Source organism: Hydrogenophaga sp., from assembly GCF_041633695.1.
GTDB lineage: Bacteria > Pseudomonadota > Gammaproteobacteria > Burkholderiales > Burkholderiaceae_C > Hydrogenophaga.
The window spans coordinates 1-14,639 of record NZ_JBFJMY010000062.1; the positions used below are offsets into that span (position 1 = coordinate 1).

Consider the following 14,639-nt stretch of genomic DNA (forward strand, 5'->3'; position numbering starts at 1 on the left):
CCGTCGATCTCCACCGCTTGGAACATCAAGGGCAGGCAGGCCGAGGCCAGCACCATGTCGGGCGTGAGTTCGGCCTGGCGGAAGATGCGCAACTGCCCGGTGCGCACCTGGGTGGCGGCGATGAACAGGCTGGACTTGTGGCAATGCCGCACGCGCTCGAAATCCACCGTATCGGCCAGCACCCGGCGCAGCGGGTTGAGGTTGAGCGGGTTGAACTGGTAGGGCGAGAGCTGGCTGGACAAGGCGCTGGTGAGCGACTGCATGGGTTGTAGCAGCGCGTGCATCCAGGGGTTGGACGGCCCAAAAATGGCCTGCAGGGGCGAGTTTTCCAGATGGTGGAAGGGTGCGGCGTCGGCCACCCCTTTCCAGAACCGGCGCAAGTTGGCGCGGGCGCCTTCGCGGCCACCCTCCATCAGACCGGCGGCCAACGCCACCGCGTTCATGGCCCCGGCGCTGGTGCCGCTGATACCCGAAATCTTCAGGCTTTCGTCCTCCAGCAGGCGGTCCAGCACGCCCCAGGTAAAGGCGCCGTGCGAACCACCGCCTTGCAAAGCCAGGTCGATCGATTGCGTGGCCGCGTTGGCCGGGCGGGCGCGCCCCCGGGTCGTGCCGGTCTTGGGCGGCGGGGTCGGCGGGCGTGGGCGTGGGCGCTGGGGTGCGGGTGTGGTCATGGCAGCAGGGTACGGGAAAGCGGGCCGAAGCAGTGGCCGACGGAGGGGTGCGACACGGGCGACAATGCCCGCAGTGGCTCAAAAGGGGCTGCGCTCCAAACACATGTCCTCTGAAATCTTAGCTCCCCCACCCGAAATCCCCGCCCAGGAACCCGCTGCGCAGGCGCGCGCCGCGCTGGCGCTGGCCGCGTTCGACCAGATGGTGGCGCGTTCGCCCGCGTTTCTGGCCCGTCCGGGCCAGCGCGACATGGCCGAACACATCGCGCACACGCTGTCCGCTGTGGTGCCCGGCGGCGAGCCCGGCCCGGTGAAGGTGAAACCGGCCGACGACGACGGCACGGCGCCGCGCGCCATTGCGGTGGTGCAGGCCGGTACGGGGGTGGGCAAATCGGCGGCGTATTTGTCCACCGTGGTCTCGCTCGCCTTGTCGCTGCAAAAACGCGTGGTGATCTCCACCGCCACGGTCGCGCTGCAAGAGCAACTGATCGCCAAAGACCTGCCGGCGCTGGCGGCCAGCCTGTCGCAGCCCTTTGCTTACAGCCTGGCCAAGGGGCGGGGTCGTTATGTGTGCCGCTTGAAGCTGGACCAGCTCAGCGGCGGCGACGCCGCCAGTGCAGACATGTTCGACGGCGACGAGCCCGGCAGTGCCCCGACGCCCGCCGTGCAGGCCGGCGCTGCCGAGCGCTGGCAACTGCGCAGCCAGCAATACAGCAGCTGGGGCGAGATGCTCGATGGCGGCCAGTGGGACGGCGACCGCGACCGGCTCGATACCCCCCCCGACGGTGAACTCTGGAGCCCGGTGGCCGCCGAGCGCCACACCTGCACCGCCAAACATTGCCCCAGCTACAACAGCTGCAGCTACTACCGGGCGCGCGCTGCCCTGGCGCAGTCGCAAGTGATCGTGGTCAACCACGACCTGCTGCTCTCCACGCTGGGGCTGCACGCCCTGCCTGCGCCGCAAGACGCGTTTCTGGTGCTGGACGAAGCGCACCACCTCGGCGCCGTGGCGCAAGGCCAGTTCACCGCCAGCATGGACTTGATGCGCAGCCAGTGGCTGGACCGCTTGCCGCGCGCGGTCGACGAGGTGGCCGCCGCCTTGGGCGAAACCCCGGCGCAAGACGTGCACACCCTGGCCAAGCAGCTCAAGACCGCGCAGGCGGATCTGGCGCGCATGGCCATGGCACGATTGGGTGAACAGCCCGAATGGCGGCAACGCCTGGCGCGCGGGGGAGGCGTCGGCGATTTTGTGGTGCCGGTGGTGGAACGCTTCGCGGGTGGGGCGCTGCCGCCCGAGTGGGTGGAAACCGTGGAGCAGATGCAAGCCCAGGCCAGCGGTTTGCTCAAAGTCTTTGAAGCCCTGGCCGCCCAGCTCAAGCTGAACGCCCGCGAAACCCCGGGCGATGCGCCGCGCCTGGCCCAGCTCTACAGCCGTCTGGGCGTGCTCGCGCCGCGTCTGCAAAGCGTGCAGGAAACCGCCAGCTACTGGGCGCAGAACGCGCAAGACGGGCAGCCACCGCTGGCCAAGTGGCTGGAAGCCGGTGTGCGCAACGGCATGGTGGCGCTCAGCGCACACGCCTGCCCCTTGCAGCCCGGCAGCCTGCTGCGCACGCATTTGTGGCGCAGCGTGCGGGCGGCGGTGGTCACCTCGGCCTCGCTCACCACCTGTGGCAGCTTCGACCATTTTCTGCACGAGTCTGGCCTGGCCTTCGACGACGCGGTGCACACCCGCGAGGTGCAAAGCCCGTTCGACCACGCCAGCCAGGGCCGCCTGCTGGTGGTGCAAACCCGCGCCGACCCGAAAGACGTGGAGGCCTATACGCGCGAAATGCTCGATGCCTTGATGGAAGACCTGCAAACCGTGTCCCGGGGGGCGCTGGTGCTCTTCACCTCCAAGGCGCTGATGCGGCGCGGGCAGGACAAGCTGGAACAAGGTTTGCACAGCGAACTGCGCGAGCGCGTGCTGGTGCAGGGCGAGGCCTCGCGCACCCAGTTGCTGCGCCGCCATGCCGAGCGGGTGGCTGCGGGCGGCGCGTCCATCCTGTTTGGCCTGCAATCGTTTGGCGAGGGCCTGGATCTGCCCGGTGCCTTGTGCGAATGGCTGTTCATCACCAAGCTGCCGTTTGCGTCGCCCAGCGACCCGGTGGGCCAGGCCCGCGCCGACTGGCTGAAAAGCCAGGGCCGCGACCCGTTCAGCGAACTCGTGGTGCCGGCCACCGGCCAGCGCCTGCTGCAATGGACCGGCCGTGCCCTGCGCACCGAGACCGACCAGGCCGTGGTGGTGTGTTACGACGCCCGCTTGCTGCGCCAGGCTTACGGTCGGCGCATGCTGCAAGGCCTGCCGCCCTACCGCTTGCAGCGGCGGGTCGACGGCGTGGTCACGGACTTGGGCGCCTGAGTGTCTGAGCGCGCTGAAGCGCACGGTTGAGTGCAAGCCGCGCCTGAGGCACACTGCAGGCCAACCATCCAGGACCTCAGACCATGATTTTTGCCATTCTCAAATTGCTGCACCTGTTGGCTGTCATCGTGTGGGTGGGCGGCATGGTGTTCGCGCAATTCTTTCTGCGCCCCGCTGCGCTCCAGCTGGAGCCGCCGCTGCGTGTGCGGCTCATGTATGGCGTCATGCGGCGGTTTTTTGCGGCCGTGCTGGTCGCGCTGGTCCTGATTTTGGTCAGCGGCCTGTGGATGATTGCTCGCGTCGCAAAGGAAAACGTGCAGGCGGGTCTGGCTTTCAACATGCCGCTGGACTGGACCATCATGGCCACGCTGGGCATCGTCATGATGGCGATCTTTGGCCACATCCGTTTTGCCTTGTTCAAGCGCCTGTCGCGCGCTGTGGCGGCCAGCGACTGGCCCGCCGGCGGCAAGGCCCTGGCCTCGATCCGCACCTGGGTGTCGATCAACCTCGCGCTGGGCCTGATCACGGTCGCGGTGGCGGCGCTGATGTAGGGGCGGTACGGGGCGGCGCACCGGGGTCTGTCGCTTGTCGAAATGCCGGGTGCCGGATCGTCGTGATGGTGGCGCCAGCATGCGTATTTGCAGCGCCATTCCACGATCACCGGGATCGTTCGACCCACCACGAAAGGAACCCACCATGTCGTCCCGCCAGGTTCAACTGCACCGCGTGCTGCGCTGCCCGCCCGAGAAGGTCTACCGCGCATTTCTGGAGCCCGCCGCCATGAGCAAGTGGATTCCACCCTACGGATTCACCTGCGAGGTGCACCAGATGGAGGCCCGCGTCGGCGGCCAATTCCGCATGTCGTTCCACAATTTTTCGTCCGGCAACGGCCATTCTTTTGGCGGCGAGTACCTGGAGCTGGTGCCCCACGAACGGATCCGCTACACCGACCAATTTGACGATCCGAGCCTGCCGGGTGTGCTGCAGGTGACGGTGGAGCTGAAGCCGGTGTTGTGCGGCACGGACGTTCACATCGTCCAGGACGGCATACCCGAGGCCATTCCGCTGGAGATGTGTTACCTGGGCTGGCAGGAGTCGCTGGCCCAGCTCGCCACGCTGGTGGAGCCGAACATCCCGGGCTGACCCGCGCGCGGCGCGCGCCCGGTCAGCCAGCCCGGTCAGCGCGCGGGGGCCGCGCTCAGTGCCACGTCGTTCCCCAGCAACCGTTGCCACAACCAGGGCAGGGCGCTGCCCAGATCGGGTCGCTGGGCTTTGAGCACGGGCGCGCTGGCCGGACCGCCCGAAGCCTGTGCCGGTCCCACGTCAAAGTGGAAGGTGTACCAGGGCTCCAGGCCCATGCGCAGGTCGCTCAGCATCAGGCGGCCATTTTCCGAGCGCACGCGGTAAAAGCCGTGGCTGAAGGCGGCGATGCGGTCGATCGCCCGGTTGCCGGGGTGCAGTTGGGCCAGTTCCGCGCCGCGTTCGTGGGCGGTCCAGCGCACGGTGGCGGTTTTGTCGAGCAGCGAGTAGTGGCCTTCGAAGTACTGCGTGGGGCTGGTGGCCACCAGGCGCCAGAGCACGGTGTTGAAGGCCGATGGTGTGACCAGCAGGTCTTGTGCGGCGATGTTTTGCTGTTGCAGGGAGGCGCGCGCGATGCTCGTCACCTGCCATTGCGCGCCCACGCCCCAGGCCAGATACAGGCTGCTGAGCGCCAAGCCCCAGTGGTTCCAGCGAAAGCCGCGCGCGGACTTCAGGCGCAGGGCCGCAACCACGCCCACGATCAGGGGCACGGTATAGAGCGGGTCGATGATGAAGACGCTGCCGATGGCGAAGGGGTAGTCGCTGAACGGCATGAGCAACTGCGTGCCGTAGACGGTCATGGTGTCGAGCAGCGGGTGGGTGATGAGCACCAGCCAGAGTGCGAGCCACCAGCGCCGGAACAGGGCCGCTTCGCCGTGCAGGCGCGAGACCAGCCACGCCAGCAAGGGGGCTGCGAGCGTGAGGAAAAAGAGGGAATGGCTTTCGGCGCGGTGGCGCACCATGTTGAGCAAGGCGTCGCCGTGGTCGATGAAGGCGTCGAGGTCGGGCAGGGTGCCGGCCACCGCGCCCCAGAGTGCGGCCTTCCAAACGGCGGTTCGCCGCCCCATCACGGCCACACCAACGGCGGAGCCGAGCGCAATCTGCGTCAAAGAATCCATGGCGAGAGCTTAACGGCGACGGTGTGGGCCTTGCTGCCGCGCAGACGCCTAGGTGTTGGGGTTCTTGTTCGACGACATCCAGGCGATCAGCGAAGAGCGCATGGCTTCTTCCACCGACATGTCCACCGGCGTGAGCCAACTGCGCGGCACAAACACGGTGTAGCCACCGATCATGTAGCCCATGGGCAGGTAGACGGCGACCTGGTCGCGCTCACCCAGGCCGCTGGGCAGCCCGGACATGTTCTGGCGCGTCACCAGGCCCATGATGGCCAGCTCGCTGCCCGGCGCGCTCAAGCTCACCACCTGCTGGATGCTTTGCTGGTGCGGCGAAAAATAGTCGGCGAAATTTTTCAGCGAGGAATAAATGCTTTTGATGACCGGCAGGTTGGTGAACGGCAGCTCGACCAGCGAAAACAATTTGGCGGTGAAGCGCTGCGAAACCAGAAACCCCAAGGCCAGGATCAGCAAAAAGCCCAGCACGATGCCCAGGCCCGGCAGGTAGTAGTCGCCCACCAAGGGGCGGATCGCCCATCTGGCCATGGACTCGACCCAGCTGATCAGCAAATACAACACATAGACCGTGAGCACCAGGGGAAGAATGGCGATCAGGCCGCGAAAAAAATATTGGTAAAGGCGGTTCATGGTGGTGCGCGCAGGGCAGAACGCTGGAGGGTTCGCAACAAGTGGACCAGCATAGCAGCGGGGCAAGCGAACACCGTGACGAGCTCATGTGCCAGTGCCATGTCAGCGGTTGTGCGGTTGGGGGCTTGTAAATACGGCGACCATCGCCATGTAGGAATCATGCCCATCCACCGCTGGTGTTCCACGCCGGACATTTCCCAAGCGCCGTGGACTGTGCGATCCTCTGGAACTTCGCTCCTGTCACGGGCTCACCCTTTCATGAATGGTATTTCCGACTTTCTGAACCGCTTGCTGAGCGGTGTCTTCAAACTCTTGCTGGTCCTGGCCGCTGCGGTGTTCGTGTTCAGCCTGCTGCTGGCTGCCGTGGTGGTGGTGGCGGGGGTGTCGATCTGGTCGCTGCTGACCGGGCGCAAACCCACGCCCGCCGTGGTGTTCGGGCGCTTTCGCCAGACCTCGGACCGCGTCACGCGGGGCGTGTGGCCGAACCGCCAGCGGCCCGAAGGACCAGGCCGCCCCGTGGGTGATGTGGTCGATGTGCAGGCCCACGAGGTGCCCGACGATGGGCAGGCGGATCCGCTCGACCCGGCAGCGGGGCCCACAGGGTCGCCCGGCCGCGACCGGTCTTAATCGCCGTCGCCATTCCCTTTGCTTGCCTTGCGCCGCTCCAGCGCGGCGTCGTACAAGGCGTTTTTCGACTGGCCGCTGATCTCGGCGCACAAGCGCACGGCGGTCTTCAGCGGCAGTTCGGCCAGCAACAAATCCAGCGTACGCAAAGTGGCGGCGTCGACGCCGGTGTCGTCGCCGCTGGTGGCGGGCGCCGGGTGCACCAACAGCACAAATTCGCCGCGCGTGCGGTGGGCGTTGGCCTGGAGCCAGGCGGGGAAGGCGGCGGCGTTCATTTGTGCCACTTCTTCAAATTGTTTGGTCAGCTCGCGTCCCACCGTGACCGTGCGTTCGCCCAAAGCGGCGAGATCTTTGGCCAGGGCTTCGATGCGGTGCGGGGCTTCCAGCAGCACACAGGCGCGCGCGTCGGCCTGGATGTGCAGCACCTCGCGCTGGCGCTCGCCGGCCTTGGGCGAAAGAAAACCTTGAAAGACAAAACGCCCGTCCCAGCCGCTGTGCCCGGCCACACTCAGCAAGGCGGTGATGCTGCTGGCACCGGGAATGGGCACGCAGCGCAAGCCCGCTGCGGTCACCGCGGCGACCAGACGCGCGCCGGGATCGCTCACACCCGGTGTGCCGGCGTCGCTCACATAGGCCACACGCTGACCCTCGCTCAGGCGCTGCACCACGGTTTGCGCCGCTTCGGCTTCGTTGTGTTCGTGCAGCGCCAGCAAGGGCTTGTGCAAGCCGTAGCCTTGCAGCAAGCCGGCGGTGTGGCGCGTGTCTTCACAGGCCACGGTGTCCGCCAGGGCGAGCACTTGGAGCGCGCGCAGGCCCATGTCGGCCAGGTTGCCGATGGGCGTGGCCACCATGTAGAGCGCGCCCTGCGGATAATGCTGGTGAGCGGCGGCCTCGCGAACGGCGGCCAACAGGGATGGAGTGCTTGCAGACAATGTGGTTTTCCAAAAAACAGGCGGTGCCGCCAACAGCCCCCAAGTCGGTGGTCAACGATCCGGGCGCGCGTGACACCAGCACCAAATCCAAGGGGGATCGGGCCGAAAGCGCGGCACAAGCCTACCTGGAAAAGGCCGGCTTGAAGCTGGTGCGGCGCAACTTCAAGACCCCGGGCCGGGGTGGCGGCGAGATCGATTTGATTATGCGCGAGCCCGATGGCACCCTGGTGTTCGTGGAAGTGCGCAGCCGCAGCAGCGCGCAACACGGCGGCGCTGCGGCCAGCGTCGGTTGGGTGAAACAGCGCCGCATTGTGCTGGCGGCGCGGCACTTTTTGCTGCAACTGGGATCAGAGCCTCCATGCCGCTTCGACGTCGTGCTGGTGCAGGCCGCGCCCGTCCCGACGCAAGCCCCCGGTTGGGCGCCCCATGTCGAATGGCTGCGCGCCGCATTTGATACATCGGCAGCTTTTTGATACCCCACTCACCGCTATGATCAGTCATGCTTTTGCAACGCATCCAACAACAGTTCATTGACAGCGCCGACCTGAAATACCAGTGCGCTCAGACCCTCGCGCCCGAAGTGGAAGCGGCCACCAACGCCGTGCTCGCCAGCGTCACCGGCGGCGGCAAAGTGCTTTCGTGCGGCAATGGCGCATCGGCGGCGGCGGCCCAGCATTTTGCGGCCAGTTTCGTCGGTCGCTACGAGCGCGAACGCCCGGAGCTGGCGGCTTTCTCGTTGTGTGCCGACGCGGCGGTGCTCACCGGTCTGGCCAACGACTTCGAGGCCCGCGTGGTGTTCGCGCGGCAGGTGCGGGCGCTGGGGCAGGCCGGTGACGTGTTGCTGGCGCTGTCCACGAGCGGCAATTCGCCCAATATGCTGGCGGCGGTGGAAGCGGCCCACGCGCGCGACATGACGGTGGTGGCCCTGACCGGCGCACGCGGTGGGCGCATGGCGCAATTGCTGCGCGACACCGATGTCCATATTTGTGTGCCACACGATGTGCCGGCACGGATTCTGGAGTTGCACCACCTGGTGCTGCACTGTATTTGTGACGGCGTAGACGCCCAACTGCTGGGCTTGCCCGAAACCCCGAACCACGAAACGGAGAGTTCCACATGATTCGATTGCGCCAAAGTACTTTGACCCGCCTGGCCGCTACGCTGCTGACCGCCCTGTCACTGGGAGCCGGGCTGTCGGCTTGCGCGCCCCTGCTGGTGGGCGGCGCGATGGCCGGGGGCGCCATGGTGGTCACCGACCGGCGCACCTCCGGCGCCCAACTGGAAGATCAAGGCATTGAACTGCGCGCCAACAACCGGCTGCGTGAAAAATTCGGCGAACGGGGCCACATCGAGGTCACCAGCTACAACCGCCAGGTCTTGCTCACCGGCGAGGTGGGCAGCGAGCAGGACAAGGCCTTGGCGCAGCAGATCGTGGCGGGCGTGGACAACGTGACCGGCATCGTGAACGAACTCGGGGTGATGGGTGTCACCACACTCAGCCAGCGTTCCAACGACGTTTTCATCACCGGGCGCGTGAAGGCGTCCATGGTCGATGCGCGGGACATGTTTTCCAACGCCTTCAAGGTGGTGACCACCCGTGGCACCGTGTACCTGATGGGCCGTGTGACGCAGCGCGAGGCCGAACGCGCCACCAGCATCACCCGCAACATCTCGGGCGTTCAGCGCGTGGTGCTGACGCTGGAGATCATCAGCGAAGACGAACTCGCGCGTTTGCAACCCAAGCAGTAGCCGCAAGGCTCCCAGGGGGCGTCTGCCGGGCGGCAGGACCGCCCTCCCTGTGGGCACCCTAATGGGTGGCGCGCGGGGGTGTCAGCGAAGCCGCTTGATCAGGCTGGACGTGTCCTGCCGATGGCCGCCATTGGCCTGGACATCGGCATAGAACTGGTCCACCAGCGCGGTCACCGGCAGGCGCGCGCCGTTGCGCTTGGCCTCGTCCAGCACCAGCCCCAGATCTTTGCGCATCCAGTCCACCGCAAAACCGAAGTCGAACTGGTCGGCCACCATGGTCTTGCCCCGGTTGTCCATTTGCCAGCTCTGGGCCGCACCTTTGCCAATCACCTCCAGCACCTGGTTCACGTCCAGTCCCGCCTTCTGGCCAAAGGCAATGGCCTCGGCCAGGCCTTGCAACAGGCCGGCAATGCAGATCTGGTTGACCATCTTGGTGAGCTGACCGGCGCCGCTCTCGCCCATGCGGGTGAAGGCTTTGGAGAAAGCCAGGCCGACCGGTTGAACCCGTTCGAACGCCGGAGCGTCGCCGCCGCACATCACGGTGAGGGCGCCGTTCTGTGCACCGGCCTGACCACCCGATACCGGCGCGTCGATGAAGCTCAACCCCAGATCTTTGGCCACCGCATACAGCTCGCGCGCCACGTCGGCCGAGGCCGTGGTGTGGTCCACGAAGACCGAGCCGGAAGACATGCCGGAGAAAGCACCGTCGGCACCCAACGTGACCGAGCGCAAGTCGGCGTCGTTGCCCACGCAAGCGAAGACGATGTCGGCGCCTTGTGCCGCTTCGCGTGGGGTGGCTTTGTGTTGACCACCGAACTCGGTGCTCCAGGACTGCGCTTTCGCGGGTGATCGGTTGTAGACCGTCACGGCATGGCCCGCGCGGGCCAGATGGCCGGCCATGGGATAGCCCATGACACCGAGGCCGATGAAAGCGACGCGAAGCGACGGGATGGTGGTGTAAGGGCGTTCGGTGATGGCGTTCATGCCGGTGATTTTCCACCAGAACGGCGTGGGAGGCGTCAGCCCACTTGGAAAGCCCGCTCGCAAAGCGGCTGACGCGCGTGAGCAATACCCATGCAAGCGGTGCGCATGCCGTCAACCCAGTGCGCCGCAAGCGCGGCGCGGGGGGTCAAACGATGGTCAGATGCTCGGTGCCCGCCGCCAGGTCCTGGGACTTTGCGCGCTGGCTGTTGAGCTTGATCTGCAAGCGCAGGTCGTTGAGCGAATCGGCGTTGCGCAGCGCGTCTTCCAGGGTGATGAGGTTGGCCTCGAAAGCGTGGAACAAGGCCTGGTCGAAGGTCTACATGCCCATGTTGCCGCTTTTCTTCATGATCTCCTTGATCTCGGCCACATCGCCCTTGAAGATCAGATCGGAAATCAGCGGGGAGTTGAGCATGATCTCCACCGCTGCGTGGCGCCCCTTGTTGTCCTGGCGCGGGACCAGGCGCTGCGAAATGAGCGCGCGCAGGTTGAGCGACAAGTCCATCAACAACTGCGGACGGCGGTCTTCAGGGAAGAAGTTGATGATGCGATCCAGCGCCTGGTTGGCGCTGTTGGCGTGCAAGGTGGCCAGGCACAGGTGGCCGGTTTCGGAGAACTGGATCGCGTGCTCCATGGTTTCGCGGTCGCGGATCTCGCCCATCAGGATCACGTCCGGCGCTTGGCGCAGCGTGTTCTTCAGCGCCGCTTCCCAGCTGTCGGTGTCCAGGCCCACCTCGCGCTGCGTGACCACGCAGTTCTTGTGCGGGTGCACAAACTCCACCGGGTCTTCGATGGTGATGATGTGGCCAAAGGTGTTCTCGTTGCGCCAGTCCACCATCGCCGCCAGCGATGTGGATTTGCCCGAGCCGGTGGCGCCCACCAGAATGCACAGGCCACGTTTGGACAAGACCACGTCCTTGAGCACCTGGGGCAGGCCCAGCTTGTCGATGGTGGGCAGCACGGCGGGAATGGTTCGCAGAACCATGCCCACCTTGCCTTGCTGGATGAAGGCGCTGACGCGGAAGCGCCCGATGGCGGGGGGCGAGATCGCGAAGTTGCATTCCTTGGTGCGTTCGAATTCGGCACCTTGCTTGTCGCTCATGATGGCGCGCGCCAGCGCCAGCGTGTGGGTGGGATTCAGCGGTTGGGGGGAGACCTTGACGACCTTGCCATCGACCTTGATGGCGGGCGGAAAATCGGCGGTGATGAACAGATCGCTGCCCGATCGGCTGAGCATGAGCTTGAGCAGATCGTTGATGAATTTCGATGCCTGATCGCGTTCCATGGGGTCCTACCTTCCTTGCTTTGGTATCTGCTTCTCAGCCGGGCTGCCTGGTCTGCGTTCACCGGCAGTTCCCTGGGGAACAGCGCGGCATCTGCGGGTTGCGCCCACAACGGGTCGCAACAGCGGGCAGGCAACGGCGTGACCTGCCTGCTCTGTCAGCCTGGGAAATTTTCCGGAATCTTCGCCTTGCTGCGTGCTTCGGCCGGGCTGATCATGTTGCGCTTGACCAGCTCGGACAGGTTCTGATCCAGCGTCTGCATGCCGGCGTTGTTGCCGGTCTGGATCGCCGAGTACATCTGGGCCACCTTGGCTTCGCGGATCAGGTTGCGGATGGCGCTGTTGCCGATCATGATTTCGTGTGCGGCCACACGGCCGGTGCCGTCTTTGACCTTGCACAGGGTTTGCGAGATCACCGCCACCAGCGACTCGGACAGCATGGCGCGCACCATGTCTTTTTCTTCCGCTGGGAACACGTCGATGATCCGGTCAATCGTCTTGGCGGCGCTGGAGGTGTGCAAGGTGCCAAACACCAGGTGGCCGGTTTCGGCGGCGGTCATGGCCAGGCGGATGGTTTCCAGATCGCGCATCTCGCCCACCAGAATCGCGTCGGGATCTTCGCGCAGGGCCGAGCGCAAAGCGTTGGCGAAACTCAGGGTGTGGGGGCCGACTTCACGTTGGTTGATCGGGCATTTTTTGGATTCGTGCACGAATTCCACCGGGTCTTCCACCGTGAGAATGTGGCCGTATTCGGTTTCGTTCAAGTGGTTGACCATGGCCGCCAGCGTGGTGGACTTGCCCGAGCCGGTGGGGCCGGTCACCAGCACCAGGCCGCGCGGACGCAGGGCGAGGTCGGCAAAAATCTTGGGCGCGTTGAGCTGTTCCAGCGTGAGGATCTTGCTCGGAATGGTCCGGAACACCGCACCCGCACCCCGGTTGTGGTTGAAGGCGTTGACGCGGAAACGGGCCAGGCCCTCGATCTCGAACGAGAAGTCGCACTCCAGAAACTCTTCGTACTGCTTGCGCTGGCTGTCGTTCATGATGTCGTACACCATGCTGTGGACCTGCTTGTGGTCCAGCGGTTCGACGTTGATGCGCCGCACGTCACCATGCACCCGTATCATGGGTGGAAGGCCGGCCGAGAGGTGCAAATCGGATGCTTTGTTTTTGACGCTAAAGGCCAGCAGTTGCGTGATGTCCATCCCGGGGTCCCGTCAGGTGTTGGTAGTACCGAGTGATTATGACGACGATTGCAGACAATCTCCAAGAGCTTCGCCAGCGGATGGCCCAAGCCTGCGAACGCACTGGGCGTGATGTGACGCAGGTCACGCTGCTGGCGGTTTCCAAGACCTTCGGGCCCGAAGCGGTGGCCGAAGCGGTGGCCGCCGGCCAGCACGCCTTTGGTGAAAACTACATACAAGAAGGGGTCGAGAAAATCCTCGCCCTACAGGAGCTGCTACCCGGGCAGACTCTGGAATGGCATTGCATTGGCCCGGTGCAGAGCAACAAGACGCGCCTGGTGGCCGCCCATTTTGATTGGGTGCAGACGGTGGACCGGTTGAAGATCGCGCAGCGCTTGAGCGAGCAACGCCCCGACGGACTGGCGCCCTTGCAGGTCTGTCTGCAAGTCAATGTGGATGGCGGCGCCAACAAATCGGGCGTGTCGCCCGCAGAGTTGCCCGAACTGGCCCAGGCTGTGGCTCGTTTGCCACATTTGCGTTTGCGTGGCCTCATGTGCATCCCCGAACCCGCTGCCGACTTTGAGGCGGCGCGGGCCGTGTGTCAACGTGCGCGAACCCTGTTTGACGGTTTGAACACCAACGGCATGCACCTGGACACCTTGTCCATAGGGATGAGTGCCGACATGGAGGCGGCGTTGGCTGCCGGCTCAACGATGGTGCGGGTCGGTCGCGCGATATTCGGTAACCGCAGCGCCCGGACTTGATGCCGAGGCGGTACGTGCCGCCGGCGGGAAGCTGTGGCAGCCGAGATTCAAAAGAGTATGAAGGGCGCCATCGGGGCCAGTGGCCAATACATCAGGTTGCCCAACCAATGCAACCACGGGCGGTGTAGTGCGGGTTCTCCCGCCAATGTTGGCGACCAGAGCAAGCCCATCGCCACCGATTCGAGCAACTCGCGTTCGTCGATGTCGTAGCGCGTTCCGCGCGCGTCTTCGAGGATGCCGTGGTAGTGGAGAACAAAATCCGGGTGGGTGGTCTCCACGCGGATCAGGCGGAGTGAGAGTGGCTGGGCAAAGGCGTGTACGGCTGCGCCACCGGTTCGAGGCCGCGCCAAGCGTTCGGGCGATGCGAGATAGTTCTTGCCCGCTTCGCTCTGGTAGTTGACGTATCCCCAACCGGCGGGCACCTCCACGGCGGCCCCCAAGGTTGGATAGTGCAAACGGCTTGCCGGTGGGTCCGAGGCGATCGCTCCCACCAAGGGGCCGAACGCAAGGCACACGGTCGCCGTGATGAACCGCCAGGAGCGACGGTGCAAAAGGGCCAGCAATCCGATGGCAAACGGGATGCCCATCACGAAACCGGTGATGCCGATGTCGACATTGGCGGCCGCACCCCACAAAAATACGACACAGAAGGCGAGAAGAGCGTTTTCGGCCTTGCCGTTGGGATGCAATCGTTTCATGGCGGGTGGCGTGAGAGACGAAGAAGGGGAGCCGCGAAGTGCGGAATTGGGCAATGGCACACAAGGCGTGCAATTTATAACCCAATAGAATTAATTTTCAAACATGGGGAGGATGCTTCGAATGAAGAAACGTCAAAGTTGGCAGGCCCGAACCGTCCGGCTTGTACTCGCCTGTATGGAGCTGTCGGTGCTGATGGGCCTGACGGGTTGCGGCGATGGTCAAGGCGCCAAGGCTCCGGCACCTGCCGAGCCCACGGCGGAGCAAAAGGTCGCGCAATTGGAAGCGAGTGGGATGTTGCCCAAGCTGGACCGGCTGCCCACGCTTGAAGGGGTGGACGCCAATGGCGATGGCGTGCGCGACGACATTGCGCTGCACATCGAGAAAAAATACGCCGACTTGGCGCAGCGCAAGGCGGCGATGCAGGAGGCGCGATCTTTTCAAAAAATGCTTCTCGTGAACAAGAACGATTCGGTGGCGCTAGAGGATGTGTCTACGGTCAGTTTTAAGGCGGTCAAGTGCAG

At 65.0% G+C, this 14,639-nt stretch carries 15 protein-coding genes and 2 pseudogenes; 9 read left to right on the forward strand and 8 right to left on the reverse strand.

Annotated elements, in window-relative coordinates; translation table 11 throughout:
• A partial coding sequence (locus ABYB95_RS05820) for a patatin-like phospholipase family protein (protein ID WP_372657521.1) occupies positions 1–671 on the reverse strand: 671 nt, incomplete at its 3' end.
• A gap of 103 nt (positions 672–774) precedes the next feature.
• Here ABYB95_RS05820 and dinG point away from each other — a divergent pair.
• From dinG to ABYB95_RS05835, 3 genes are all read left to right on the forward strand, one after another.
• A complete protein-coding gene (gene dinG / locus ABYB95_RS05825; protein ID WP_372657522.1) occupies positions 775–3,066 on the forward strand; it encodes an ATP-dependent DNA helicase DinG in 2,292 nt (763 codons plus the stop codon).
• An 83-nt stretch (positions 3,067–3,149) separates the two neighbouring features.
• A complete protein-coding gene (locus ABYB95_RS05830) occupies positions 3,150–3,617 on the forward strand; it encodes a CopD family protein (protein ID WP_372657524.1) in 468 nt (155 codons plus the stop codon).
• 145 nt (positions 3,618–3,762) lie between these two features.
• Positions 3,763–4,209, forward strand: coding sequence for an SRPBCC family protein (locus ABYB95_RS05835; RefSeq protein ID WP_372657525.1), 447 nt, complete (start codon positions 3,763–3,765; stop codon positions 4,207–4,209).
• A gap of 35 nt (positions 4,210–4,244) precedes the next feature.
• On the opposite strand, the gene ABYB95_RS05840 is transcribed toward ABYB95_RS05835, so the two are convergent.
• The gene (locus ABYB95_RS05840; protein WP_372657526.1) at positions 4,245–5,264 is read right to left on the reverse strand and encodes a metal-dependent hydrolase; all 1,020 of its coding nucleotides are present in this window, start codon (positions 5,262–5,264) and stop codon (positions 4,245–4,247) included.
• A gap of 48 nt (positions 5,265–5,312) precedes the next feature.
• Positions 5,313–5,906, reverse strand: coding sequence for a DUF502 domain-containing protein (locus ABYB95_RS05845; protein WP_372657527.1), 594 nt, complete (start codon positions 5,904–5,906; stop codon positions 5,313–5,315).
• Between the two features lie 258 nt (positions 5,907–6,164).
• On the opposite strand from ABYB95_RS05845, the gene ABYB95_RS05850 reads away from it, so the two are divergent.
• On the forward strand, positions 6,165–6,533 hold the full coding sequence (locus ABYB95_RS05850) for a hypothetical protein (protein WP_372657528.1): 369 nt from the start codon (positions 6,165–6,167) through the stop codon (positions 6,531–6,533).
• Here ABYB95_RS05850 and rsmI read toward each other — a convergent pair.
• Positions 6,530–7,462, reverse strand: a complete 933-nt coding sequence (rsmI, locus tag ABYB95_RS05855; RefSeq protein WP_372657529.1) for a 16S rRNA (cytidine(1402)-2'-O)-methyltransferase — start codon at positions 7,460–7,462, stop codon at positions 6,530–6,532. The genes ABYB95_RS05850 and rsmI overlap by 4 nt on opposite strands.
• On the opposite strand from rsmI, the gene ABYB95_RS05860 reads away from it, so the two are divergent.
• The 3 genes from ABYB95_RS05860 to ABYB95_RS05870 are packed head-to-tail and all read left to right on the forward strand — an operon-like array spanning position 7,462 to position 9,211.
• The gene (locus ABYB95_RS05860; RefSeq protein WP_372657530.1) at positions 7,462–7,935 is read left to right on the forward strand and encodes a YraN family protein; all 474 of its coding nucleotides are present in this window, start codon (positions 7,462–7,464) and stop codon (positions 7,933–7,935) included. The genes rsmI and ABYB95_RS05860 overlap by 1 nt on opposite strands.
• A 26-nt stretch (positions 7,936–7,961) precedes the next feature.
• Positions 7,962–8,582, forward strand: a complete 621-nt coding sequence (locus ABYB95_RS05865) for an SIS domain-containing protein (RefSeq protein ID WP_372657531.1) — start codon at positions 7,962–7,964, stop codon at positions 8,580–8,582.
• Positions 8,583–8,587: 5 nt separating this feature from the next.
• On the forward strand, positions 8,588–9,211 hold the full coding sequence (locus tag ABYB95_RS05870) for a BON domain-containing protein (RefSeq protein ID WP_372657537.1): 624 nt from the start codon (positions 8,588–8,590) through the stop codon (positions 9,209–9,211).
• A gap of 81 nt (positions 9,212–9,292) precedes the next feature.
• Here the strand turns inward: ABYB95_RS05870 and ABYB95_RS05875 are convergent, their stop codons facing one another.
• From ABYB95_RS05875 to ABYB95_RS05885, 3 genes and pseudogenes are all read right to left on the reverse strand, one after another.
• Complete coding sequence (locus ABYB95_RS05875) at positions 9,293–10,195, reverse strand: NAD(P)-dependent oxidoreductase (protein WP_372657532.1); 903 nt, start codon at positions 10,193–10,195, stop codon at positions 9,293–9,295.
• A gap of 145 nt (positions 10,196–10,340) precedes the next feature.
• Positions 10,341–11,477: pseudogene (locus tag ABYB95_RS05880) on the reverse strand (PilT/PilU family type 4a pilus ATPase).
• A gap of 155 nt (positions 11,478–11,632) precedes the next feature.
• Entirely contained in the window at positions 11,633–12,676 is a 1,044-nt protein-coding gene (locus ABYB95_RS05885; protein WP_372657533.1) for a type IV pilus twitching motility protein PilT, read from the reverse strand.
• A 38-nt stretch (positions 12,677–12,714) separates the two neighbouring features.
• Here ABYB95_RS05885 and ABYB95_RS05890 point away from each other — a divergent pair, with 38 nt between their 5' ends.
• Positions 12,715–13,419, forward strand: coding sequence for a YggS family pyridoxal phosphate-dependent enzyme (locus ABYB95_RS05890; protein ID WP_372657534.1), 705 nt, complete (start codon positions 12,715–12,717; stop codon positions 13,417–13,419).
• A 47-nt stretch (positions 13,420–13,466) separates the two neighbouring features.
• On the opposite strand, the gene ABYB95_RS05895 is transcribed toward ABYB95_RS05890, so the two are convergent.
• On the reverse strand, positions 13,467–14,117 hold the full coding sequence (locus ABYB95_RS05895) for a hypothetical protein (protein ID WP_372657536.1): 651 nt from the start codon (positions 14,115–14,117) through the stop codon (positions 13,467–13,469).
• Between the two features lie 121 nt (positions 14,118–14,238).
• Here ABYB95_RS05895 and ABYB95_RS05900 point away from each other — a divergent pair.
• Positions 14,239–14,639, forward strand: a pseudogene (locus ABYB95_RS05900) (hypothetical protein); the annotation flags it as partial.

Bases quoted from the DNA above. Each gene is read 5' to 3' on its own strand.
- ABYB95_RS05830 (WP_372657524.1), top strand. From the start codon at position 3,150: ATGATTTTTGCCATTCTCAAATTGCTGCACCTGTTGGCTGTCATCGTG.
- ABYB95_RS05890 (WP_372657534.1), top strand. From the start codon at position 12,715: ATGACGACGATTGCAGACAATCTCCAAGAGCTTCGCCAGCGGATGGCC.
- dinG (WP_372657522.1), top strand. From the start codon at position 775: ATGTCCTCTGAAATCTTAGCTCCCCCACCCGAAATCCCCGCCCAGGAA.
- ABYB95_RS05895 (WP_372657536.1), bottom strand. From the start codon at position 14,117: ATGAAACGATTGCATCCCAACGGCAAGGCCGAAAACGCTCTTCTCGCC.
- ABYB95_RS05860 (WP_372657530.1), top strand. From the start codon at position 7,462: ATGTGGTTTTCCAAAAAACAGGCGGTGCCGCCAACAGCCCCCAAGTCG.
- ABYB95_RS05835 (WP_372657525.1), top strand. From the start codon at position 3,763: ATGTCGTCCCGCCAGGTTCAACTGCACCGCGTGCTGCGCTGCCCGCCC.
- ABYB95_RS05865 (WP_372657531.1), top strand. From the start codon at position 7,962: ATGCTTTTGCAACGCATCCAACAACAGTTCATTGACAGCGCCGACCTG.
- ABYB95_RS05885 (WP_372657533.1), bottom strand. From the start codon at position 12,676: ATGGACATCACGCAACTGCTGGCCTTTAGCGTCAAAAACAAAGCATCC.
- ABYB95_RS05845 (WP_372657527.1), bottom strand. From the start codon at position 5,906: ATGAACCGCCTTTACCAATATTTTTTTCGCGGCCTGATCGCCATTCTT.
- ABYB95_RS05850 (WP_372657528.1), top strand. From the start codon at position 6,165: ATGAATGGTATTTCCGACTTTCTGAACCGCTTGCTGAGCGGTGTCTTC.
- ABYB95_RS05875 (WP_372657532.1), bottom strand. From the start codon at position 10,195: ATGAACGCCATCACCGAACGCCCTTACACCACCATCCCGTCGCTTCGC.
- ABYB95_RS05840 (WP_372657526.1), bottom strand. From the start codon at position 5,264: ATGGATTCTTTGACGCAGATTGCGCTCGGCTCCGCCGTTGGTGTGGCC.